The organism is Hyphomicrobium sp., assembly GCF_003987855.1.
Taxonomy (GTDB): Bacteria; Pseudomonadota; Alphaproteobacteria; order Rhizobiales; family Hyphomicrobiaceae; genus Hyphomicrobium_B.
Genome location: NZ_RXIZ01000013.1, coordinates 23,486 through 46,285 on the forward strand (window position 1 = coordinate 23,486; position 22,800 = coordinate 46,285).

The window sequence follows — 22,800 nt, forward strand, 5'->3', positions numbered from 1 at the left end:
AGGGTCCCGGGGGGAGAGCGTGCGCATGGTTTTCTGGCGCAACAGATCGGAGAAGAAGGTCGAGGCGCCGGTCGCTGTTGAAGCTGAAACGCCGCCTCCGATTACGGCAGTCGCGGCAGCGACCGAGACGGCAACGAACGTGGTGACGCTCGTGACGAGCAGGCTTGCAGATCGTCTTGCCGATGTGGCGGGCAGCGCCGGCCGCGACGACGGCAAAGAGCCGAAGGTTGCGAAGGAAGCGACCGCGAAGGCTGTCGTCGCGAAAGAGCCGTCGCAGATCAAGCCTGCGGAACAGCCGCATTTCTTCGGGCAGAAGCGCGCCGTTGCGAAAATCCGCGCAGCGCTTGGAGCCGGTCGCGGCGAGCATTTGTTGATCATGGGAGAGCCCGGCACCGGCCGGCTCGAGCTTGCCGAAGCGCTCGGCACCGAAATCGAACGCGCTCCGAGCGTCGATTGGATATATGTCGTCGATCCGTTCGCGCCGTCGCGCGCCAAAGGTTTTGAGTTGCCACCGGGCGAGGGGCCTCGGTTTCGCCGCGACGTGCGTATCGCGATCGATAAGGCGCGGGCCGCATTCGGCCGCTATTTGAAAAGCGAAGAGCATCGCATCAGTCTCGATCTTCTTGAAGAAGACATGCGCTATCGCAGCGAGAGGGCGGTGGAGCCCATTCGCCGGCGCGCCGAAGCACAGAACATTGCGGTCGTCAAATCGCTCGACGGTTACGTGCTCGCGCCGATGCATGAAGGCCGCGTCGTGCGCTCCGACGTGTTTCGGGCACTGCCGGAAGCGCTCAAGCGCAACGTCGAAGCAAAAATCACCGTGCTCGAAGACGAGTTGCAGACGATCGTTGCGCGGCTGCCGGACGCCGATTTCGAAGCAAGCGAAAAGCACGACGCGCTCGTGCGCCAAGCTGCAGTGCGCGCGGTGCGCCCGGGCCTTGCGGCCGTCAGGCACGCCTACGCGGATGGGCTGTCGATCGGACTGGCTCTCGATGCTATCGAAGACGTGTTCGTCGCCGAAGCTGTGCGGCACGCGGGCGCCGATGCCTTCTCCCCAGTCATCTTCCTGGATTCGGAAGACATCTATTTGACCGATCCCACCGTTCCGAGCCGTGTTGTCGTCGCGCGCGAGACATCGGCGAAAGATCTGCTTGGTGAAATCAGCCGCGATGCGCATGGGCTTCCGGTTCTGCTGCCCGGCCATCTGATGCGGGCGGGCTCCGGTATCGTGATCGTCGAAGCTTGGCGGCTCGCGGCCGATCCGGGCGCATGGCTCGCGCTCAGCGCGGCAATGCGGAACAAGCAGATCGTCCCGGTGACGTCGCATGGCGTCGGCATCAAGGTCGATCCTGTTCCATTTGCGGCGACTGTCGTGCTCGTCTCAGACGCACAATCGTGGTCGAAGCTCGAAGCGATAGAACCGGGCATTCGCCGGCATTTCCCGCACATCGCGAAGCTCGTAGATACCGTGCCTCTTGCCGAACTCAGCGAAGAAGAGTTCTCGCGTGGGGCCGCGCGTCTCGCGCAGGACCATGGTCTTCGGCCGATCAACACCGCCGTCGCGCCGGTGATCTATAAGGATGCCGTGCGACGCGGCGGTGGCCGCGTTTCGCTCGCGGGCATCCAGCTTTTGCATCTCTTGCAGGAAGCGGATGCCGTCGCCGCCGATCGTTCGGCTTCGCAGATCAGGGTCGAAGATCTCAACGAGGCGCTGTCGCGGCGGGCCGACGGCGATACGCCGTGATCGCGCATGTCGCCGAAGCGTCCGAGTTGAGCGGGCGGGTCGTCCTCTGGCTCGATCCCGAATCCGATTATCCAGCCGCCCGGCTCGAAGCGCCGCTGAAGCTTGCCGCCGCTTATGGCGCGGAAATCGAAACGATCGTGGTCGCCGATGAAAGCGGGGAGCTCACCGAAGAGGTTCCCTATCGTCTCATCGCGCCAGCCGGAACATCGGTGCGCCGCGATCCGACAGCGTACGACCGGCGTTTCGACCTGCTGCTTGGGCGCTGCCGACGCGCCGTGGACGATGCAGGCGCTGCCCACGGCGTTCGCGTTCGACATTCGCTTGCAGCAGGAGATGCGGTCGACCGCATCTCGGAGATGTGCCTCGAGCGGGGACCTTGGAACATCGTGGCGCTCGCGCGCATGCCGGTGACGGGCGGCGATACCATCATTGGCACCCTGCTCGCGAACGTCAGTGGCGCCACGGGATTTCTGCTCTGCGGTCAGCAGCGATCGAAACAGCCGCGCGTCGTCGTGATCGCGGAGGACGCCGAGCGTCTGACATCAATGTTGCGTGCAGCCGAGCGTTTGTCTGGGCCACGCGGGCCGGTCCACGTCGTGATCGGCGCCGATACCGCCGAGGCATATACTGAGATCGAAGCGCAAGCCCGGATCGTCGCCGCTGACTTTCATGTGCCGGTCGTGTTCGAAGACATGGGGCCGACCTACGGCGTGCCGGAAGCGCTGACGGAATTCGTCGCGCGGCTGAAGCCGAGCCTCGTCATTGCGGTGTTTGGCGGATCGGCCGTCGCGGATGGGCGTGAACTCTCGCGCGCGTCGATCGTGGCGCGCGCGCCCATTCTGCTCGTGCGCTGACGGCGATCGTTGCGCGCCTCAACTTGCTTTCGACGCGACCTGCGGATGGAAGAAATCCGGGCCCGAGCCGATGATCTTCGGATCGTGCGTACCGATGGCGTCGAGGTCGCGGCCATCGTAGTCGATGGAAAGCAGGACATGGCGGATGGTTTCGAGACGCGCGCGGCGCTGATCGTTGGCGCGCACGACCGTCCAGGGGGCGATCGCCGTGTGCGTGAAGCGGAACATCTCGATTTCCGCGTGAGTGTAAGCGTCGTACCGGGACAATGAGGCGAGGTCGACGGGAGACAGCTTCCATTGCTTCAAGGGGTCTTGAGCGCGCTCGTGAAAGCGGAGGAGCTGCATCTCGCGGCCGATCGTCAGGTAGAATTTGAAAAGCTTGATGCCGTCGCGGACGAGCAAACCTTCGAATTCGGGTGCCTCCCGTAGAAAGACGGCAAGCTGATCCTCGGTGCAGAAGCCCATCACGCGCTCGACGCCGGCGCGATTGTACCAGGAACGATCGAAGAGCACGACTTCGCCTGCCGTCGGCAGATGCACAGCGTAGCGCTGAAAATAAAGTTGGCCGCGCTCGGTCCCGGTGGGCTTCGATAGCGCCACGGTGTGGGTATTGCGCGGGTTCATGTGCTCGTTGAAGGCCTTGATGCACGATCCCTTGCCAGAACCGTCGCGGCCTTCGTAGAGGCAGAGAATGCGATTGCCGACCTTGAGATTATATCTTTGCAGCTTCATCAATTCGATCTGCAGCGCGAGAAGCTGCTTCTCGTACTCTTCGCGTTTCAGGCGCTTGTCGTAAGGATATCCTCCCGAGCGCATGGCCGCGTCCTCGATCTCCTTCGGCAACTTCGGATCCTCGAGGGAGAAGCCTTTGGGAAGGCCGCGTCCTGAAGCGGTGTCGTCGTCGGAGCCATGCTCCTCGCGGGCAGAAATCGAAGTGGCGGCATCATCAGGCATGGGGCCGACTTCAGAGGCTTCGGGCTTTTTGTCTTTATGCTTGTTCTTACCCATTACCTTCTCCGGATGATTGCGGGCGCTGTCAGCCTAGCACAACGGGATCGGGCGTCCGAAATCTGGCATGCCGGATAGTCAATGCCGTCCAAACGCGGAAAAGCCAGCAGTCGCCCCCCGCGCCTGCTGGCTTTTCCTGAGTTGCCGCCGACCCTGCCCCCCAGCCTGGTCAGCGGACTAATGGGATCACGCCCGTTGTTTCGTCGGGTCCGAACCGGCGATGGCGGGAGCTGGAAGGCTGGCGGAAACCGGTGCCTCGATTTCGGGACGCTCGCGACGGCGCGGTGCGACGGGCTGGAACGCGCGTCGGGCGTGCACTTCGCAGTACGGCAACAACGGCACCTTGTTGCGTCCGCAGAAATGGAACTCAGGTGTCTGCGGGTCGCCGATCGGCCAGCGGCAGCTGCACTCGCTCAGCGTCTGGATCGTCTTGCGCTCTGCGAGCGGAATTTCGATTTCTTCTGCAGGCGCCACGTAAGCTTCGGCGTCTACGTAGAGTGCGCGCACGGCTGGATTGCCGGTCTGTGCAAAGCGCGGCTTCACCGGCCGCTTCACGTTGGCCATACGCGTACGAGGACGATGCGATTTCATCCGCGAGGTCGTTGCCCGGCCGGAAAGTCCGAGCCGATGGACTTTGCCAATGACAGCGTTGCGTGTCACGCTGCCTAGGCGTCCGGCGATCTGGCTAGCGCTCAGTCCTTCCGACCAGAGCCTTTTCAAAAGCTCTACGCGCTCATCAGTCCACATGGGTCGATTGCTCCCTCTCGAGCCGCATCAGCGGCGGAACACCCCCCGGTGCCCGCGATTACCCGGCCGCAATCGAGCCCAAGCCAAGCGCGCGAAACGAACGCGACGCACGGCGTAGGACGACGGTCCCGACCGGTTACAAACGCAAAAACTTGAGAAGACGCAGAACAGAAACGCGCGAGAAACGCGGGCCATTGCCAACAAGCAGAGTGCCCAGAGCGCGGTCAGAGCCGATACACAACCGAGAGGAAAAGCAGCTGGCGCCGCCATATCTCGTGGCCTGACAAGGGGAGATTACAACATGCTGAATCCCGCCTACAAGCCGGAGCTTTGCCGAGAGGGGTATTGACAGGGAAAAGTGGCGACCAAGCCACAGACGATTCGTGGCAGGGGATATGTCGGATTTCGGTGCATAGGGAGGGTCAATGCAACCTCTGAGGTATGGCGCTGCCCTACAATCCAGCCATCTCAGAGCTTTTATTGACAGGAACGGCCCGGAGAGGTATCAGGGGTTGTGATCGAGCCGCCGGATTTGGGCGGCTTTTTGATTTTCTGCTCAGGGTTATCCACGCATCATGGCAAGTTCCCCTGCTGCGCTGGGGAAAGCTCCCCGTAGCGCTCCGGACACAGCCGTTTCCAGCGGGCCGTCGCCGGCCGTGATGGGCACCTATGCCCGACAGGACATCGTCTTCGTCAAAGGCGAGGGATGCTGGCTGACCGCAGACAACGGGGCGCGGTACCTCGATTTCGGATCGGGCGTCGCCGTCAACGCACTTGGACATGCGCATCCGCAACTCGTCGCCTCGCTCAAGGCGCAGGCCGAGAAACTCTGGCACACGTCAAACCTTTACCGCGTGGAAGGGCAGGAAGACGTTGCCGCGAAGCTCACGCGGCTGACGTTTGCCGACAAGGTCTTCTTTTGCAACTCCGGGGCCGAGGCGTGCGAAGGCGCCATCAAGGTCGCTCGCCGCTATCAGTTCGTTTCAGGGCAGCCGCACCGGCAGCGGATCATTGCGTTTCGGGGCGCCTTTCACGGCCGCACGCTGGCGACGCTCGCCGCGGCGGGCAACGAGAAGTATCTCGAAGGGTTCGGCCCGACGGCCGATGGCTTCGATCATGTCGACCTCAACGACATCGATGCCGTCGAGGCCGCGATCGGACCGGAGACGGCTGCCATCATGCTGGAGCCTATCCAGGGCGAAGGCGGCGTTCGAGCCGCGACGCCGGATTTCATCAAGGCTGTTCGCGACCTTTGCGACAAGAACGGGCTGCTGCTCATTCTTGACGAGGTCCAGACCGGCATGGGCCGGACCGGCAAGCTGTTCGCGCACGAGTGGGCGGGCATCACGCCGGACGTCATGGCGATCGCCAAGGGCTTCGGCGGCGGTTTTCCGGTCGGCGCGGTGCTCGCGACCGAGGAAGCCGCCAAGGGGATGACGCCGGGCACGCATGGGTCGACGTTTGGCGGCAATCCGCTTGGCATGGCGGTCGCTTCGACCGTGGTCGACATTGTTTCCGAGCCGGACTTCCTCGAAGCGGTTCGAAGCAAGACCTTGCATCTGAAGCAGGGTCTCGAAGGGCTCAAGGATCAGCACGCCGACCTCGTCGAAGAGGTGCGGGGCGTGGGACTTCTGATGGGCCTCAAACTCAAGGCGCAGATCACGCCTGCTCAGGTCGTGAAGGCCGCGAACGAGGAAAAGCTGTTGCTCGTCGGCGCTGGCGACAATTGCGTGCGCGTCCTGCCGCCCTTGATCGCAACGGATCAGGATATTGCCGAGGGCCTCATGGCTCTGTCGCGCGCACTGACGCGCATTGCTCGGGAAACATCGTAATGCCCAGTTCAACGCAAGAGCTCGAGAAAGCTCCGCACGTCATGGCCTCCACACCGTCTCCCCGGCACTTCCTCGACATCTGCGATCTCGACAGCAAGACGCTGCGGCGGATCATCGATGCGGCGCATGCGATGAAGAAGGCCGGCAAGCGCGTGCCGAAGGATTACCGGCCGAAGCATATCGAAGATATCGTTCTGGCGATGATCTTCGAGAAGCCATCGACACGGACGCGTGTGTCGTTCGACATTGCGATGCGCCAGCTCGGCGGCGGCGCGCTGACGCTCAATCACATGGATCTGCAGCTCGGTCGCGGGGAGTCGGTCGCGGACACGGCGCGCGTGCTGTCGCGCTACGTCGACGGCATCATGATCCGAGCCAACGCGCATGCGACGCTGCTCGAACTTGCGAAGTATGCGACGATCCCTGTCATCAATGGACTCACGGAAAAGAGCCATCCCTGTCAGGTGATGGCCGATATCCAGACGTTCGAAGAACATTTGGGCCCGATCGAAGGCAAGACGGTCGCCTGGGTCGGCGACGGCAACAACGTCGCCGTTTCGTGGATGCATGCGGCGGTGCGCTTCGGTTTCAAGCTGCGTCTGGCTTGCCCGAAGGCGCTCTTTCCCGAAGACGAAGCGGTCGAATGGGTCAAGCGCGAGAAGGGCGATGTCGAGATCGGCACCGATCCTGAGCGCGCAGTGAAAGGTGCCGATTGCGTCGTCACCGACACGTGGGTTTCGATGGGGCAATCTGATGCGGACGAGCGCAAGAAGATGCTCGCGCCCTATGCGGTCGATGAGAAGCTGATGCGCAAGGCCGCGAAGAACGCCATCTTCATGCATTGCCTGCCCGCCTATCGCGGGCATGAAGTGACGGAGGACGTGCTCGAAGGCCCGCAGTCGGTTATATTCGACGAGGCTGAAAACCGTTTGCACGCTCAGAAAGCCATTCTTGCGTGGTGTTTCGGCGCCTGATGGAGAGGTCCTCCGATGCCGGTTGATGTTCCGCCGGGGCGGCCTCAGATCCCCTCGGATGATGTCGTCGTCGCATTTCGCACGCAGAACTCGAACATTCGTGGCCGCCTTGTGAGACTCGGGGCGGCGCTCGACGCGATCGTAGCTCCGCATGCGATGCCGGATCTTCCCGGGCGCGCACTGTCGGAAGCGCTGGCGCTCGCGGCGCTCTGCGGTTCGGCGCTGCCGCAGGGCGGCAACCTCAACTTGATGATGCGATCGAACGGAGCCGTGTCGATCCTGGTTGCAGATTATGCGGCAAGCGGGAAGCTGCGCGGCTACGCCCGTTACGACGGGGCGAAGCTGGAAGAGCTGGCGAAGGCATCGGCGCGGGCGAACATCTCAGCGGCGCTGGGTGACGGACATCTCGCCATTACGCTCGATTCCGGACCAGGCGAGGAACGCTATCAAGGTGTCCTCGCGTTCGAGGATGCGCCGTTGTCAGCGACGGTGGCCGCTTATTTCCAGCAACGCGAGAATCTACCGACGTTCATTCGTTCGGCGGTCGCGGAGCAATACGTTGGTTCCAGGAAGGAGCCGCAGCCGCAAACGCGGTGGCATCGGCGCGCTGGCGGCCTGATGGTCCAAAGTCTCGGTGCCTCGCCGGACGACGAGCCGGAGGTCAGCGACGATGCCTGGAAGCGTGTCGAGATGCTGGCAGCAACCGTCGAAGATCACGAACTGCTCGACCCCGCGCTGACGGTCGAGAGGCTTCTGCTGCGTTTGTTTCACGAAGAAGCGGTGTCGGTCGAGCGCATCATTCCGCTTTCAGCATTCTGCCGCTGCAGCCGCGAGAAAGTGGAGAATGTTCTGTTGGCGTTCGGCGCGGGCGAACTTTCAGACATGCGCGACGACAATGGAAAAATCGTCGTCACATGCGAGTTCTGTACCGCGCGCTATGTCTTCTCGCTCGACGAACTGCAGGAAGCGAGCCGCTGAGCGGTGGCTTCCTGAGTAAAAAGCATCAGCGTCCAAGTCCACCGTTTGCAGCCTTACCGACGTCACCGCCCTGTTCGCGCGGGTCGCTGTTCTGCGGCTTGTTGCCGGAGAGATCGTACTCGGTCTTCGAGCGCGCGCTCGCGATCTGATTGGCATCGAGCGAGCACTTGCCGGCCTTGTCCATCAGCACGAACGCCGGGTTGGGCTTGTCGACGAATTCCTGGCGCGTGACCTTACCGTCGCCGTTGGCGTCGAAGTATTTGAGATCGGCGGTGACGAACATCTTGTCGATCTTCGTCAGGTTCTGCCACTCGGTGGCGTCCAGCGAGTCGTCGTGGTCGGTATCGGCGCTGTTGAACAGATCCTCGGCGTAAGATTTCCATTCATTGCAGGTCACGACGTTGTCGTGATTGAGATCCCAACTTCCCGCCGCCTGCAAATAGGCGCGGTCGATTTCAGAGATCGAACTGCCGCTACTAAAAGGATTGATCGAGCCGATGGTCGGCACGGATGCTGTCGAGCAAGCGGAAAGCGCCAGGCCGGCGGAGATCGCGCAGGCGGCAACTGGCAGCAGGGGACGGCGAATGGACATTGGCGTCTCTAATGATTGCGAGGCTCGGCAGCTCGGATCGAATTGGTATGCCGAAGAGTGAGTCGGAAGCACGGCGGTTGCTGCAAAAAGTCGTGCGTTCGCTCAACTTGTCGCGGAGAGTGTCACGGGAACGCCACACGGTATCCAGACGCGGTCAAGTCCTTGCACCAACGTCGACTTTTTCCTGACCGTCAGCCCTCGGCCCAGTCGCCGAGGCGATCGAGGAAGAGCATGCACTGAGCAATCTGGCTTTCGTCGATCCATTCATCGGCAGTGTGGGCCTGGGCGATACTTCCGGGGCCGCAGACGACGGCAGGGGCGCCAGCTTCCTGAAAAAGGCCCGCTTCCGTTCCGTACGAGACGCCGTAGGTCTCATTCTGGCCCGTGAGTTTCAGAGCCAGCGCCACGACTTCGGACGTGCGCTCGGCGCCGAACGGGGGAACGGCGTTGACGCGTTCGATGTGAATGTCGGCCTCGGGGGCAATCGCGTGCATCTCGGGAAGACAGCGCTTTTCAGCGTAGCGCCGCAACCGCGTCTCGATCTCGTCCGGCTCTAGGCCGGGAAGTGCGCGGATATCGAAAACGAACGTGCAGGCGACCGGCACGATGTTGGTGGCGGTGCCGCCCTCGATCGTCGTCACCTGGAGCGTCGAATAGGGTGGCTCGAAGCGGACATCGAGCACGCGCTGCTTCAGTTCTTCTTCGATGCGCTCGAGTTCGCTGATGAGACGCGTGGCGTAAGTGACGGCGTTGACGCCGAGGTGCGCCATGCTGGAGTGGGCAGCGCGGCCTTTGACGTCCACCTGCCAACGCACAGGGCCTTTATGCGCATCGACGACCCGCATGCTCGTCGGCTCACCGACGATCACCATGCGAGGCTTCGGCAAGTCCTTGCCGAGTTCGGCGATCATCGGGCGAACGCCGATGCAACCAACTTCCTCATCATATGAGAAAGCGAGATGGATGGGCTTGTTGAGACGGCGCGTCTTGTAGTCCGGCACAGCGGCCAGCGCGGCGGCAAGAAAGCCCTTCATATCGGCAGAGCCGCGCGCATAGAGCTTGCCGTCGTCGGCGCGCAGCGTGAAGGGATCGCTGGTCCATTGCTGACCCTCGACAGGCACGACATCGGTGTGGCCGGACAGCGCGACGCCGCCCTCATCGGCCGGTCCAATCGTGGCGTAGAGGGACGCTTTCTGTCCGTCGCTGCTGACGATGCGGCGCGAGGCGACGCCATGTTGCGCCAGGTAGTCCTCGACGAAAGCAATGAGGCCCAGATTGTTCTTCGAGCTTGTCGTATCGAAGGAAACCAAGCGCGCGAGCAGTTCGACGGGCGTATAGATCGGGCCTGGTGCTGCGCTCATCGGCTGGTGCCGGTCAGTTCATGCTGCGGCGTGTATACGGGCTGTCGAGCGAGAACGCGGGAATAGCGACGTCGAACAACTGTCCGGCTTCGTCCGACATCTGATAACTGCCGACCATGATGCCTTGCGGCGTCTTCAACGGGCAGCCGGACGTGTAGTGAAAGGCTTTACCGGGTTCGATGACCGGTGTCTGGCCGACAACGCCAGCGCCGCGTACTTCCTCGGTTCGGCCGTGTGCGTCGGTGATCCGCCACATGCGCGACTTGAGCTGAACCGTCTCGCTGCCGTCGTTGGAAATCTCGACCGCGTACGACCAGACGAAATGGCTGTCCTCGGGCGACGACTGATCTTCCATGTACTTGGGCTCGACGCGGATGCGGATGCCCCGCGTGGTCGCTTCGTAAGGCTGGAAGGCAGCAGCTGCCGCCCTCTTCGACGTCGATGTCGGCGTACTTTTACTCATGATGTCCCGTCACCCCGTAACCGTCTTGACCGCCTTCGCAAGATCGTCCGCCAAATCTTCGGCCGCTTCAAGCCCGATCGAAAGACGGATCATACCATCACTAATGCCGAGTTCCGAGCGTTGTGCTGGAGTTAGCTTAAAGTGCGTCGTTGTGGCTGGATGCGTCACGAGGCTCTTGGCGTCGCCGAGATTGTTGGAAATGCGGATCAAACGCAGGGCGTTAAGGCACCGGAACGCGCCTTGCTTGCCGTTTTCGACCTCGAAAGCGACCATCTGGCCGCCGCCCGGCATCTGCTTTGCCGCTAGGGCCGCTTGCGGATGATCGGCGCGGCCGGGGTAGATCACGCGGGTGACGCCCTTCAAGCCCGACAGCGTATCGGCGATCGAGGCGGCCGTCGCGCATTGCGCCTTGACGCGGATCGGCAACGTTTCGAGACCCTTGAGCATGACCCAGGCGTTGAACGGGCTCATGGAGGGGCCGGTCTGACGCAGCCATTCCTGCACGTACTTGCCGACGAATTCCGTTTTGCCCAGCACGGCGCCGCCGAGGCAACGGCCCTGGCCATCGATGTGCTTGGTCGTCGAATAGACGACGATGTCCGCGCCCAAGGCGAGGGGACGCTGCAGCATCGGCGTCGCGAAGACGTTGTCGACGATGCTGATGATGCCGTTGTCGCGGGCGATCTTGGCGACGGCGGCGATGTCGACGAGCTCCAGCGTCGGGTTCGAGGGCGTCTCGAAGAAGAACATCTTGGTGTTCGGGCGGATCGCCGATTTCCAGGCATCGAGGTCCTTGCCGTCGATCAGCGTCGCTTCGATGCCGAAGCGCGGACACAACGTCTCGATGATGTAGCGGCAGGAACCGAACAGCGCCCGGGCGGCGACGACGTGATCGCCGGTTTTTACATACGACAGGACAGCGGCGGTGACGGCCGCCATGCCGGTTGCCGTCGCGCGGCATTCCTCTGCGCCCTCGAAGATCTTCAAGCGATCCTCAAACATCGAGATCGTCGGATTGCCGAAGCGCGTGTACTGGAAGCCTGGATCTTCCTGCTTGAAGCGGGCTTCCGCCTGCTCGGCGCTGTCGTAGACGAAGCCTTGCGTCAGGTGGAGGGCTTCCGACGTCTCGCCCCAGTTCGAACGGGTGATACCCGCGTGCACGAGCGCAGTTTCTGGACGCCAGGCCGGATTGTTGTTTGGAAATTTTTCGTCGTTCGCCATGGGCTTGGTCTCTCGTGCAACAAAAATCCCGGTCCGATGCGCCGGCTGACGAAAGGCCGGGCGCGGGAAACCGGGTGCGCACACGGCCTCTTTAGCGACTTGTTTAACGTGGCTGCAAGCCGGCCGGCCAAAGGACCACGGAAAGTGGTTGGGGCTTAGCGCCGGTGGCGCATGGCGTCAAGAGGCGCCCTTCGCAAGGGCGCAAAGGGTGTATCATGGGCTCTGTCGCCCTTGGCGAAGGTTCGTGGCTGCTCTAGACCGTCTCCGAGGGGGCCGTGCCGAAACGAATGAGCAAACCTGAAAAGATAGTCGGGACGCAGAAGCGTCCCGAGCGCGTCATCGGTATTCTGCCGTCGCAAAGCATTTCGCGCATGATTGCGGATGGCGAAGTCATGCTGGCTGAGCCGGCGGCCGAGGGGCAGGTTCAGCCTGCGAGCCTCGACTTGAGGCTCGGTGCGGTCGCCTACCGCGTCCGCGCAAGCTTTCTGCCACGTCCGGGCGGACGGGTGCAGGGCAAGCTCGATGATCTTGCCCTTCATACGATCAGCCTCAGCCAAGGCGCGGTGCTGGAAACGGGCTGCGTCTATATCGTGCCGCTGCTCGAAACGCTGGCGTTGCCGCCGGATGTCGAAGCGTCAGCCAATCCGAAAAGCTCGACGGGCCGGCTCGACGTATTCACGCGCGTCATTGCCGACGGCGTTGGCGCATTTGACCAAATCCCGCGTGGGTATGCAGGCCCGCTTTATGCGGAAATCTGTCCGCAGACGTTTCCGATCGTGGTGCGCAAAGGCTCCCGCCTGTCGCAGATCCGCTTTCGGAACGGACCGGCGGCCGATAGCGACGATGTCTTGCGCGAGCTGCAGTCGCGCGAGCGGCTGGTCTCGGCGGATAACGCCGACATTTCCGGCGGCATCGCGCTGACGGTTGATCTGGCGGGTGACGACAAGGGGCTCGTCGGCTTTCGGGCGCGCCGCCATACGGGCGTTGTCGATGTGGATCGCATCGGCGCGTATCCACTCGAAGATTACTGGGATCCGATTTTCGTCAAGGACAAGCACCGGCTGATCCTCGACCCGGATGAATTCTATATCCTGGCGTCGAAGGAGGCCGTGCACGTGCCGCCGACGCATGCGGCGGAAATGGTGCCGTTCAATCCCCTCGTCGGCGAATTCCGCGTGCACTATGCGGGGTTCATGGACCCTGGTTTCGGGCATGCGGCGGCGGGAGGAAATGGCTCGCGCGTTGTGCTCGAAGTGCGTTCGCACAAGGTGCCGTTCATTCTCGAAGATGGGCAGATCATCGGCCGGCTGATCTATGAACGCATGATCGAAACGCCAAAGACGCTCTATGGCCAGGGGCTGAAATCCAACTATCAGGGCCAGGGCCTGAAGCTGTCGAAGCATTTTCGTTAGGCCTCGGCGGTCTCCCCCACGGGCAGCCGGCCGCCACGGCCGGCCCCGTTGCGTTCCGCGCGCCGGCAGAACTGAGGTCAGCGCTTCTTCGTCTTCTCGCTGGCCTTCAGGATCGAGGCGATCACGCCGGGGAAGCGCTTTTCCAACTCGGCGCAACGCAGAGCATTGACGACTTCCGTGCCACGCCGCTCCGAGCGAATGAGCCCGGCTTCGCGCAGCACCTGGAAATGGTGCGACTGCGTCGATTTTGGCAAGTCGGCGGGCGCCGCCATCGAGCAGTTCATTCCACAGCTGCCGCCCGCGAGCTTCTTCACGATCTCGAGCCGCGTCGGATCGGCGAGCGCATAAAGGATGCTCTCGAGGGTCACGTCCTCGACCGCTGGATGAACAAATGGCCTCTGCATAGGCACAGAGATAGCCACGGAAAAGTGAACTTTCAATAGTTCGAAAATCTTGAACTACGGAACTTAGGCATTATCTGCCTGTTGTCCGGGGCGCCTGCCATCCGATTGGCCGGCCTACTCTGAAGGACGGTCGTTCAAAATGTTGCGAGAAGATCATGTCCAAATCTCTTTCGGGAAAAATTGCCGTCGTCACCGGAGCCAGCCGTGGCATCGGACGAAGCATCGCTGAGACGCTGGCTGCGAAGGGCGCCCTCGTTGCTGTCCACTACGGAAAAAGTAAAGGGCCAGCGGAAGAAGTCGTGGCAAAGATCAAGGCTGCAGGGGGCGATGCTTTCGCAGTCGGCGCCGATCTAGCCAAGAAAGGCGCGGCTCAGGCGCTGTTTGCCGCTGTAGATCAGGAATTGAAGCAGCGGACCGGAGACACGAAATTCGACATTCTCGTCAATAACGCCGGTATCGCGCCGTTCGTCAATTTTGCGGATACGACGGAAGAGATCCTCGATGAGATCTACACTGTGAACGTCAGATCTCTCTTTCTCATCACGCAAGAAGCGGTGAAGCGTCTGCGCGACAACGGCCGCATCATCTCGACGTCCTCAGGGGTCGTCCGCACGCCGCTCCCGGCAGTTGCCGCCTATTCGATGCTGAAAGCTCCGCTCGACAACCTAGCGAAATCGTTGGCGGTCGAACTCGGCCCGCGCGGCATCACAGTCAACACGGTCGCGCCGGGCGTCATCAATACAGATATGGCTGCCGACTTCGTGAACAACGCGGAGGGTCAGGCATTCGCGATCAGCAAGCAGGCGCTGAAGCGGATCGGGCAGCCGGACGATGTCGCGGACGTCGTTGCGTTTCTGGCTGGACCGGATTCGCGCTGGGTTACGGGGCAAACAATCGATGTCACCGGCGGCAGCGTGATCACGTTCGCCTGACCTTTTTTCTCCTCTCTCCGCATCGTCCCTCCCGAACTGACGCCAAAATCTGCGATTTTGGCGTCTTTTTTGCGCGAAAGCCAAATGTCGCGCTTGCATTCGGGCCACAAATGCTGCTCTTTTCGGCGGCTTCATTCGAAAAAGGCCGCAAAACAGCGTGTTTTTGGGCTTCGACGATGTAGTGTCTGATCGGAAAGCGATTCGAAATCGCATTGAGAGGGAAAACAATGGCAAAAGCAGCCGCGCCGGCTAAGGCAGCAAAAGCACCAGTTAAAGCGAAAGTTGATACCGTTACTCTGAAGCACATCGCTGCGACGCTGGCAGAAACGCATGAGATTCCGAAGAAGCAGTCGGTCGCGCTTCTCGAAGACCTCGTCGCTCAGATTTCCAAGCACCTGAAGAAAGGCGCGCGTATCCGCATCGGCGGTCTTGGCGTGCTGCAGGTTCGCAAGCGCCCGGCGCGCATGGGCCGCAACCCGGCCACGGGCGAAGCCATCAAGATCAAGGCTTCGAAGAAGATCGCTTTCCGCGCTGCGAAAGAGCTGAAAGAGTCGATCTAAGCCTATTTGGCGTAGAATTGCGAAAGGCTGCCGGAGGTCACGGCAGCCTTTTTTATTTTCAATCTGCCATTTCCTCGCGGGCGTCCGTCAGCCGTTGCGGAAATAATTCGTGATGAAGCGCTCGTAGATCGTCGTCAGCGTTTCGAGGTCGGAAACGCTGGTGTTTTCGTCGACCTGATGGATGGTGGCGTTGACGAGACCAAACTCAACCACGGGACAAATGTCCTTGATAAAGCGCGCATCCGATGTGCCGCCGCCGGTCGTCAGCGCTGGCGTGCGTCCGGTGATCGATTTCACCGCATCCTTCAGCGTCGATACGAGCGGTCCTGGTTTGGTGAGGAAGACATCGCCGGTGCCGGAGAATTCCAGATCGTATTTAGCGCCGACCTCGTCTGCCGCGGCAGCGACATTGTCGCGAACCCATTCCTCGATTTTGGCCCGCGTCCAGAAATCGTTATAGCGGATGTTTGCGCGCGCCACGGCGCGGCCAGGGATTACGTTGGTTGCCGTATTGGGAACCGAAATGACGGTCACCTGCAGGTTCGACGGCTGGAAGGCTTCCGTGCCCTCATCGAGCGTGGTGGTCGACAAGCGATCGATGATGCGAGCAAGTTTCGGCACCGGATTGTCTGCCAACTGCGGATAGGCCGAGTGTCCCTGCTTGCCGTGAACCACAAGATCGATCGTCAATGAGCCGCGCCGGCCAATGCGAATTTCGTCGCCGAGAGCGGTGGGGTTCGATGGCTCGCCGACGAGGCAGGCGTCGATCACTTCGTCGCGCGCCTTCAACCAGTCGAGAATTTTCATCGTGCCGTTGATGGCGGCGCCTTCCTCGTCACCCGTGATGATGAACGACAGCGAACCCCTGGGCAGGCCGTTAAAATGATGGATGTATTTCAGGGTCGCCGCCACGAACGCGGCGATGCAGCCCTTCATGTCGACGGCGCCCCGCCCGTAGAGAATGCCGTCGCGGACGTCGCCTGCGAACGGCGGCACGGTCCAGGCGGCCGCGTTGCCGACGGGTACGACATCGGTGTGGCCGGCGAACGAGAGATGCGGGCGCCCGTTGCCAAGCCGCGCATAGAGATTGTCGACGTCAGGGGTTCCCGGCTCGGAAAATACGAGACGATGGCACGTGAAGCCCGCGGGCTCGAGCACGTTCTGCAACAGCGTCAGCGCGCCGGCTTCATCCGGTGTCACGCTCTCGCAGCGGATCAGCGCCTGCGCGAGTGCGACGGGGTCTGTTGGGACGAGGGTCATGATGCTGTGGGATTGTTAATGAGCTGCTCGACAGATGGCAACGGGATGTCGCGGCCTTCTAGGCTCTGGACGATTGTGATCTTCTGCCAAATCTTGCCTGAAAGGTCGGAGGTCAATCGCTCGATGTCGCCGACGGTATCGATGATCACCGGATCGCTCAGCTTCTCGGCGTAGAGCGAGGCGAGTTTCGCGGTGAGCGAAAGCATCTCGGAACAGTAATCGAGATAGCGCACCAACTCGAACGGCGTGAGGTCGCGATCGGGCGAACTTGACGTGCGCGCGGCACCCATCATGCTCGGGTCCTTCGTCAGTTGGTGCATGTCGATGACGTGGACGATTGAGCGAAACTCGTGGATTGCCTTCAAAGCGGAGCGCTGCTTCCAACGCGTCTCGAGTGAGGAGACGAAGAAAAGCGTCGCTCCCATGAGCACGACGATGTTGAAACCGGAGTCGATGCCCTGCAGCGTGCCGTAGAGATCGTCGGTCGCTTTTGTGCCCGAGAAGATCAGCTGGGCAACGGCTATAAGGAGACCGAGACCCGCGGTGATCGCGACCCAGATGATGAAGCGGAGGAAGAGGTGCGGGCGGGTGATCTTGCGCGTCTTGACCGTCGTTTCTTTCGCGAGGTCGACGAGTTCGCGGCAAACGTCGGCGAGGCCGGCGCGCGGAAAACGCTCCTCGATGCGGCGGACGAGAAGCTCAAGGCTCTCGATTATCCGGCCCGCATCGAGTGCGCGATAATTCCGGCGCGTTGTCACGATCAATCCCGCAAAAGTTCGTTGATGCTGGTCTTCGAACGGGTCTTCTGATCGACGCGTTTGACGATCACGGCGCAATAGAGGTTGGGGCCGGGTTCGCCATTGGGAAGCGGCTTTCCTGGCATCGTGCCGGACACGACGACCGAGTACGGCGGGACCTTGCCAAAGAACTTTTCGCCCGTGGCGCGGTCGATGATCGTCGTCGAGGCGCCGAGATAGACGCCCATCGACAGGACCGAGCCTTCGCCGACCTCGACGCCCTCGGCGACTTCCGCGCGGGCGCCAATGAAGCAATTGTCCTCGATGATGACCGGTCCGGCCTGGAGCGGTTCGAGCACGCCGCCGATGCCGGCGCCGCCGGAGATGTGGCAGTTCTTGCCGATCTGCGCGCAGCTGCCGACCGTCGCCCAGGTGTCCACCATCGTGCCGCTATCGACGTAGGCGCCGAGGTTGACGAAGGCGGGCAGCAGGACGGCGCCCGGGGCAATATAGGCGGAGCGGCGGACGATAGCGCCGGGCAGCACGCGAAAGCCGCCCTTGCGGAAATCGGCTTCGGTCCAGCCGGCGAACTTCGGCGGCACCTTATCCCAGTAGAAGCTGCCTGCCGGGCCGCCCGAGATCGTTTCCATGTCATTGAGACGGAACGACAGGAGCACGGCCTTCTTGAGCCACTGATTGACGGTCCAGGCGCCATTTACTTTTTCGGCGACGCGCGCCTCACCTTTATCGAGAAGGTTCAGTGCGGTTTCGACCGCGTCGCGAACGGCGCCTATTGTTTCGAAAGAAATGCCGTCTCGGGTCTCCCAGGCCGTCTCGATCGTGGATTTCAGGTCGTCGTGGGCCATGGGAAGGAAGTCTCCGATGCTGCTGGCGTCTTTTGAGAGGCGCTTGTCGCCTCTCGGGGGCGGGGTGTCAATTCGGTGGGAGCGCGGCTACCGCGCAGTTGCGTGGCGCCTGGCGGCAGGCGACTCACCTTTTCGGCAGGCGGATGATTTCGCCCGTCATTCGAATCTGGCAAGGTTCGCCCCCGTCGGACCGCGCCTCCGCGGCCGCTTCAACAAGAAAGCGAAGTCCATGGCGAAATCGGAAAGCACAAGCAAAAAGGTTGCGTCGGCGGCCTCGAAGGTCCTGCGAAGCAAGTCGGCGAGCAAGATGGAAAAATCGGTTGCGGCTTCGGCGTTGACGCAGAAGGGAAGCACCGAAACGACGAGCGCCCGCGTCGCAAAGGAAGCATCCAAAGTCCTGCGCAGCAAGTCCGCCAGTAAGGCCGCCAAGTCCGCAGCCGCATCGGCGCTGACGCAGAAGACGAAGAAGAAGTAAGTGACCCGCCTCCTAAGACATCGAGCTTAGGTTCCACGTGTGCCGTAAATGCGCTGTCCCGGATAATCCACTCCGGGGCGCTCGCGGTTTTGCGGAAATCCCAACGTTCTGAACTGTCATCCTCGGCTTTATGCCGAGGATCTATTTTGGGCCGCGCTGATGCCAGTTGGATCCCAGGACAAGCCGGGGATGACAATTGATGCCATCACCCGACTTAGTTGATCGTTTCCTGGATCAGCTTCTTGGCGTCAGCGGAGTCCCATTTTGCCTCGCCGGCGATGCGGCCGACCTCCAAGCCGTCCTTGTTGATCAGGATGGTGGTCGGCATGCCGATGAGCTTCAGAGCCATGCCCTGCTTGGCGGTCGGGTCGGCGTAGAGCTTCACGTCATTGGCTTTCAGGTCATCCAGGAACTTGCGCGAGGCTTCGTAGCCCGCGCGGTCGAGGCTCAGGGCGATCACCTCGAACTTATCGCTGCCAAGCTCCTTCTGGAGGTTGTTCAGCGCCGGCATTTCCTCGCGACAAGGCCCGCACCACGTGGCCCAGAGATTGAGGAGGACGGTCTTGCCCTTGAGGCTCGAGAGGTGGATCTCCTTGCCCGCCGCGTCCTGGAAGGTGATGTCGGGGAGCGCCTCAGGTGATTTCTTCGTGACGAAAGCTGCCATTTCGCCGAGCTTAAATGACGCGTCTCCCGATGCGCCGACCTCAGGAGCCGACATATTCTGGGCGACAGCGCCAGAATTTGCCGGGCCTCCGTTGTCGAACCGGCCCCCGATAACGTATACGGCGCCGAACCCGAGCAGCGCCGAGAGCGCCACAATCCAAAGAGCCCTCGAGGGCCGTGCCGCATTTCTCGCTGCCACCTGGTAACCTTGTTCGCTATTCGACTACGGAGCCGTTCGTGACCGACAAGCCCGCCAACGCCATGTGGGGTGGCCGTTTTGCAATGTCTCCTGCGGAGATCATGCAGGAGATAAATGCCTCGATCGGGTTCGACAAGGCGCTTGCACCCCAGGACATTCGCGGCTCGAAGGCGCACGCCGAGATGCTGGCGGAAGCCGGCATTATCACGAAAGCGGATGCGCGTGAGATCACAAAGGGCTTGGACAAGATCAAGGCGGAGATCGACGCGGGCACGTTCGAGTTCTCCAGGGCTCTCGAAGACGTCCACATGAACGTCGAAAGCCGGCTCAAGGATATGATCGGCCCGGCGGCAGGGCGCCTTCACACCGCGCGCTCGCGCAACGACCAAGTGGCGACCGATTTCCGCTTGTTCGTGCGCGATGCCGTCGACGGCATCGATACCGCGCTGGAAAAAGTGCAGTGGGCTCTTGCCGATAAGGCGGAAAAGCATGCCGGCACGGTCATGCCGGGTTTTACGCATCTGCAACCTGCCCAGCCTGTGACGTTCGGTCATCATCTATTGGCGTACGTCGAGATGATCGCGCGCGATCGCGGCCGGTTCGCGGATGCGCGCAAGCGGCTCAATGAAAGCCCGCTCGGGTCGGCGGCGCTCGCCGGCACGTCATTCCCGATCGATCGTGAGAAAACGGCGGAAGCGCTCGGATTCGACCGGCCGATGGCCAATTCGCTCGACGGCGTGTCGGATCGCGACTTTGCGATGGAAACGCTGGCGGCCGCGACCATCACGGCCGTGCATTTCTCCCGCCTCGCCGAAGAGATCGTGATCTGGATGACGCCGCAGTTCGGCTTCGTGAAGCTGTCGGATCGCTTCACGACAGGGTCGTCGATCATGCCGCAGAAGCGCAATCCGGATGCCGCCGAGCTTGCCCGCGCCAAGGTCGGGCGCATCGCCGCGGCATTCCAAGGCCTGGTCATCGTGATGAAAGGTCTTCCGCTCGCCTATTCAAAGGACATGCAGGAAGACAAGGAAACGACGTTCGACGCGCTGTCGAGCCTGCGTCTCGTCATGGCGGCGATGGCTGGCATGGTCGCCGATCTGGAGCCCAACGTCGACGCCATGCGGGCGGCGGCCGGGCGGGGCTATTCGACTGCGACCGATCTGGCAGACTGGCTGGTGCGGGAGCTGAAGATGCCGTTCCGGGAGGCGCATCACGTCACCGGTTCGATCGTCAAGGCGGCCGAGACGAAGGGAATCGATCTCGATCAGCTTTCACTCGAAGAGATGCAAAAGGTCGAGCCGCGCATCACAAAAGCCGTATTCTCGGTGCTGTCTGTGGAGAATTCGGTGAAAAGCCGGACCAGCTATGGGGGAACCGCGCCACAGAACGTCGTCAAAATGGCGCGTCAGTGGCTTCGCAGGTTGGAAAAGGGACGCGGGAAGGTCTAAAAATTCTGGGACGGTAGCCTGCAGCAGCGGGCTGACGGGGTTTGGGAGTGATTTCAGCATGGCCGCGCTTTTGCGCAGCTCGAAAACGTTGATGACCGTGGCACTTCTCAGCGCCGCGGCAATCGGGCTTGCGGGCTGTGGCGTCAAGGGACCGCTGGAGCCGCCGCCGGGCGCCAAGGCGGCAGGTGAAGCGAAGTCGGCCAACGCTGCGGATCCGGGCAAGAATTCGGACGCGCCGCCGAAGCCGCACGAGTCCTTCATTCTGGACCCGTTGCTGCGCTAGCGGCTGGCTGTTGATCCGGCAGCCGCAACGACAGCTTGACCTTTCGGGCATTTTCCGGTGAAGCGGATGCTTCTCATCCGCTAGAAGCGTTTCCATGCATCATTTCCACTACAAGGCAGGTATCCTCCATGCGGAGGATGTGAGCCTCGCGCAGGTCGCTGCGGAGGTCGGAACTCCGTTCTATTGCTATTCGACGGCAACGCTCGTTCGGCACTACGAGGTTCTGGCCAAAGCGTTCGCTGGCCAGAACGCGCTCATCTGCTTTGCCGTTAAAGCCAACTCGAACCAGGCCGTGCTGAAGACGATGGCGCAGCTCGGCGCGGGCATGGATGTCGTCTCGGAAGGTGAGCTGCGCCGCGCGCGCGCCGCCGGCGTTCCGGCATCGAAGATCATCTTCGCGGGTGTCGGCAAGACGCGGGATGAAATGGGCTACGCGCTCGAACAGGGCATTCTCGGCTTCAATGTCGAGAGCGAGCCCGAGCTTCAAGCCCTCAGCGACGTCGCGAGCGCTGCCGGCAAAACCGCGTCAATTGCGATCCGGGTCAATCCGGACGTCGACGCTAAAACACATGCGAAGATCTCCACCGGCAAGGCGGAGAACAAGTTCGGCGTGCCTTACGTCGATGCGCGCCGTCTTTACGCCGAGGCCGCTAAGCTGCCGGGCATCAAGATCTCCGGCATTCATATGCACATAGGCAGCCAGATCACCGATCTCGCGCCATTCCGGGACGCCTTTCGGCTGATGGCGGATCTCGCGCGCGATCTCAAGGCGCACGGTCTGGCGCTCGAGCATCTCGACATAGGCGGCGGACTTGGCGTGCCCTACCGTGGCGCGAACGATATTCCCCCGACGCCGGACGAATACGCGGCCGTGGTGAAGGAGCAGCTCGGCAGCCTCGGTCTCAAGATCGTCATGGAGCCGGGCCGCATGATCGTGGGCAACGCCGGCGTGCTCGTGACGAAGGTCATCTACGTCAAGGAAGGCGCCGACAAGACTTTCACGATCGTGGATGCCGCCATGAACGACCTCATTCGGCCAACGCTCTATGAGGCCTATCACGACATCTGGCCGGTGCGGGAGGCGTGTAGCGACCTCTCGCCGATCCAGCAGGATATTGTCGGCCCGGTCTGCGAAACGGGAGATTTTCTCGCGGAGGACCGGACGTTACCGCCGGTCGGACCCGGTGATCTCATCGCGGTGATGACAGCGGGCGCGTACGGCGCGGTGATGTCATCGACATACAATAGCCGTCTGCTGGTGCCAGAAGTTCTCGTCAACGGGGACGCCTACGCGGTCGTCCGGCCAAGACCCAGCTATGACGATCTGATGTCCGCCGATCATCTGCCACCGTGGCTTTAGGCCAAAAAAGTTTTTATCGCGTTTTTTCTGTTTGCACTTGACGCAAACTCGAATTGCACTACATGCAATTCATGTCGAAGCGCCCGAAGCCTAAAAGCATCGATGACCGCATCGCAGAGATCTGCGAGCGGCTTGCGAATGCGCGCAAGCTTTCAGGTCTGACGCAATCGACAGTCGCAGATGCGATGGGGCTATCGAACAGCCAATATTCGCGCATCGAGAACGGCGCCACCGATATGACGCTCAGGCAATTTCTAGTGGCCTGCGAAGAGGTTCGTCTCGATCCGTCCCTGCTGTTTGCAAACCCCGTCGACACGGAGGTCGCCGACCTCCAGACGCGATTGCGCGCGTCGGAGGGAAAACTGGCGGCCATCACCCGGATGCTCAAGAGCGACAAGGACATCTGGGAAAGCTGAAAGGACGACGA

At 61.8% G+C, this 22,800-nt stretch carries 24 protein-coding genes and 1 riboswitch; of the genes, 13 read left to right on the forward strand and 11 right to left on the reverse strand.

The features are described 5' to 3' along the window. The first annotated feature begins 25 nt into the window (after positions 1-25). Both EKK30_RS11350 and EKK30_RS11355 read left to right on the forward strand, forming a co-directional pair. Positions 26-1,744, forward strand: coding sequence for an AAA family ATPase (locus EKK30_RS11350; RefSeq protein WP_290984867.1), 1,719 nt, complete (start codon positions 26-28; stop codon positions 1,742-1,744). Next, a complete protein-coding gene (locus tag EKK30_RS11355; protein WP_290984870.1) occupies positions 1,741-2,598 on the forward strand; it encodes a hypothetical protein in 858 nt (285 codons plus the stop codon). The genes EKK30_RS11350 and EKK30_RS11355 overlap by 4 nt, the downstream gene beginning before the upstream one ends. Before the next feature lie 18 nt (positions 2,599-2,616). Here the strand turns inward: EKK30_RS11355 and ppk2 are convergent, their stop codons facing one another. Then, on the reverse strand, positions 2,617-3,606 hold the full coding sequence (gene ppk2 / locus EKK30_RS11360; RefSeq protein ID WP_290984872.1) for a polyphosphate kinase 2: 990 nt from the start codon (positions 3,604-3,606) through the stop codon (positions 2,617-2,619). Between the two features lie 186 nt (positions 3,607-3,792). Then, positions 3,793-4,353 (reverse strand): GcrA family cell cycle regulator, encoded by a 561-nt coding sequence (locus EKK30_RS11365; RefSeq protein ID WP_290984874.1) that lies wholly within the window; start codon positions 4,351-4,353, stop codon positions 3,793-3,795. Between the two features lie 659 nt (positions 4,354-5,012). Here EKK30_RS11365 and EKK30_RS11370 point away from each other — a divergent pair. Genes EKK30_RS11370 through EKK30_RS11380 form a run of 3 tightly spaced genes read left to right on the forward strand, consistent with a single transcriptional unit; the run spans position 5,013 to position 8,137 of the window. Then, positions 5,013-6,185: an aspartate aminotransferase family protein gene (locus tag EKK30_RS11370; RefSeq protein ID WP_290985296.1), complete on the forward strand. Its 1,173-nt coding sequence runs from the start codon at positions 5,013-5,015 to the stop codon at positions 6,183-6,185. Beyond that, the gene (argF, locus tag EKK30_RS11375) at positions 6,185-7,159 is read left to right on the forward strand and encodes an ornithine carbamoyltransferase (RefSeq protein WP_290984877.1); all 975 of its coding nucleotides are present in this window, start codon (positions 6,185-6,187) and stop codon (positions 7,157-7,159) included. The genes EKK30_RS11370 and argF overlap by 1 nt, the downstream gene beginning before the upstream one ends. A 15-nt stretch (positions 7,160-7,174) precedes the next feature. Continuing rightward, entirely contained in the window at positions 7,175-8,137 is a 963-nt protein-coding gene (locus EKK30_RS11380) for an Hsp33 family molecular chaperone HslO (protein WP_290984880.1), read from the forward strand. 25 nt (positions 8,138-8,162) lie between these two features. On the opposite strand, the gene EKK30_RS11385 is transcribed toward EKK30_RS11380, so the two are convergent. From EKK30_RS11385 to metZ, 4 genes are all read right to left on the reverse strand, one after another. Beyond that, a complete protein-coding gene (locus EKK30_RS11385; protein WP_290984882.1) occupies positions 8,163-8,729 on the reverse strand; it encodes an EF-hand domain-containing protein in 567 nt (188 codons plus the stop codon). A gap of 191 nt (positions 8,730-8,920) precedes the next feature. After that, a complete protein-coding gene (gene argE / locus EKK30_RS11390; RefSeq protein WP_290984885.1) occupies positions 8,921-10,090 on the reverse strand; it encodes an acetylornithine deacetylase in 1,170 nt (389 codons plus the stop codon). Between the two features lie 13 nt (positions 10,091-10,103). After that, complete coding sequence (apaG, locus tag EKK30_RS11395; protein WP_290984888.1) at positions 10,104-10,553, reverse strand: Co2+/Mg2+ efflux protein ApaG; 450 nt, start codon at positions 10,551-10,553, stop codon at positions 10,104-10,106. Between the two features lie 9 nt (positions 10,554-10,562). Continuing rightward, positions 10,563-11,774: an O-succinylhomoserine sulfhydrylase gene (metZ, locus tag EKK30_RS11400; RefSeq protein WP_290984891.1), complete on the reverse strand. Its 1,212-nt coding sequence runs from the start codon at positions 11,772-11,774 to the stop codon at positions 10,563-10,565. Positions 11,775-11,844: 70 nt separating this feature from the next. Continuing rightward, positions 11,845-11,923, reverse strand: a riboswitch (SAM riboswitch). 138 nt (positions 11,924-12,061) lie between these two features. On the opposite strand from metZ, the gene EKK30_RS11405 reads away from it, so the two are divergent. Beyond that, a complete protein-coding gene (locus tag EKK30_RS11405; protein WP_290984893.1) occupies positions 12,062-13,186 on the forward strand; it encodes a 2'-deoxycytidine 5'-triphosphate deaminase in 1,125 nt (374 codons plus the stop codon). Between the two features lie 77 nt (positions 13,187-13,263). Here the strand turns inward: EKK30_RS11405 and EKK30_RS11410 are convergent, their stop codons facing one another. Further along, on the reverse strand, positions 13,264-13,590 hold the full coding sequence (locus EKK30_RS11410) for a metalloregulator ArsR/SmtB family transcription factor (protein ID WP_290984896.1): 327 nt from the start codon (positions 13,588-13,590) through the stop codon (positions 13,264-13,266). Between the two features lie 155 nt (positions 13,591-13,745). On the opposite strand from EKK30_RS11410, the gene EKK30_RS11415 reads away from it, so the two are divergent. Continuing rightward, a complete protein-coding gene (locus EKK30_RS11415; RefSeq protein WP_290984899.1) occupies positions 13,746-14,522 on the forward strand; it encodes an SDR family oxidoreductase in 777 nt (258 codons plus the stop codon). Positions 14,523-14,749: 227 nt separating this feature from the next. Beyond that, the gene (locus EKK30_RS11420) at positions 14,750-15,082 is read left to right on the forward strand and encodes an HU family DNA-binding protein (protein WP_290984902.1); all 333 of its coding nucleotides are present in this window, start codon (positions 14,750-14,752) and stop codon (positions 15,080-15,082) included. Positions 15,083-15,169: 87 nt separating this feature from the next. On the opposite strand, the gene dapE is transcribed toward EKK30_RS11420, so the two are convergent. Genes dapE through dapD form a run of 3 tightly spaced genes read right to left on the reverse strand, consistent with a single transcriptional unit; the run spans position 15,170 to position 17,945 of the window. Further along, positions 15,170-16,342: a succinyl-diaminopimelate desuccinylase gene (gene dapE, locus EKK30_RS11425; RefSeq protein ID WP_290984905.1), complete on the reverse strand. Its 1,173-nt coding sequence runs from the start codon at positions 16,340-16,342 to the stop codon at positions 15,170-15,172. Next, complete coding sequence (locus tag EKK30_RS11430) at positions 16,339-17,100, reverse strand: hypothetical protein (RefSeq protein ID WP_290984908.1); 762 nt, start codon at positions 17,098-17,100, stop codon at positions 16,339-16,341. The genes dapE and EKK30_RS11430 overlap by 4 nt, the downstream gene beginning before the upstream one ends. A 2-nt stretch (positions 17,101-17,102) precedes the next feature. Then, the gene (dapD, locus tag EKK30_RS11435; RefSeq protein WP_290984911.1) at positions 17,103-17,945 is read right to left on the reverse strand and encodes a 2,3,4,5-tetrahydropyridine-2,6-dicarboxylate N-succinyltransferase; all 843 of its coding nucleotides are present in this window, start codon (positions 17,943-17,945) and stop codon (positions 17,103-17,105) included. A 229-nt stretch (positions 17,946-18,174) separates the two neighbouring features. On the opposite strand from dapD, the gene EKK30_RS11440 reads away from it, so the two are divergent. Continuing rightward, on the forward strand, positions 18,175-18,420 hold the full coding sequence (locus tag EKK30_RS11440; RefSeq protein WP_290984913.1) for a hypothetical protein: 246 nt from the start codon (positions 18,175-18,177) through the stop codon (positions 18,418-18,420). Between the two features lie 214 nt (positions 18,421-18,634). Here EKK30_RS11440 and EKK30_RS11445 read toward each other — a convergent pair whose 3' ends face one another. Continuing rightward, positions 18,635-19,282, reverse strand: coding sequence for a TlpA disulfide reductase family protein (locus EKK30_RS11445; protein ID WP_290984916.1), 648 nt, complete (start codon positions 19,280-19,282; stop codon positions 18,635-18,637). A gap of 38 nt (positions 19,283-19,320) precedes the next feature. On the opposite strand from EKK30_RS11445, the gene argH reads away from it, so the two are divergent. The 4 genes from argH (at position 19,321) to EKK30_RS11465 (ending at position 22,789) form a co-directional block, all read left to right on the forward strand. Continuing rightward, the gene (argH, locus tag EKK30_RS11450; protein ID WP_290984919.1) at positions 19,321-20,730 is read left to right on the forward strand and encodes an argininosuccinate lyase; all 1,410 of its coding nucleotides are present in this window, start codon (positions 19,321-19,323) and stop codon (positions 20,728-20,730) included. A gap of 58 nt (positions 20,731-20,788) precedes the next feature. Further along, positions 20,789-21,013, forward strand: coding sequence for a lipoprotein (locus tag EKK30_RS11455; protein WP_290984922.1), 225 nt, complete (start codon positions 20,789-20,791; stop codon positions 21,011-21,013). Positions 21,014-21,107: 94 nt separating this feature from the next. Further along, positions 21,108-22,373 carry a diaminopimelate decarboxylase gene (gene lysA / locus EKK30_RS11460; protein ID WP_290984925.1) on the forward strand — a complete coding sequence of 422 codons (1,266 nt, stop codon included), beginning with the start codon at positions 21,108-21,110 and terminating at the stop codon, positions 22,371-22,373. Positions 22,374-22,435: 62 nt separating this feature from the next. Beyond that, entirely contained in the window at positions 22,436-22,789 is a 354-nt protein-coding gene (locus tag EKK30_RS11465) for a helix-turn-helix transcriptional regulator (protein ID WP_290984928.1), read from the forward strand. Positions 22,790-22,800 lie beyond the last annotated feature (11 nt).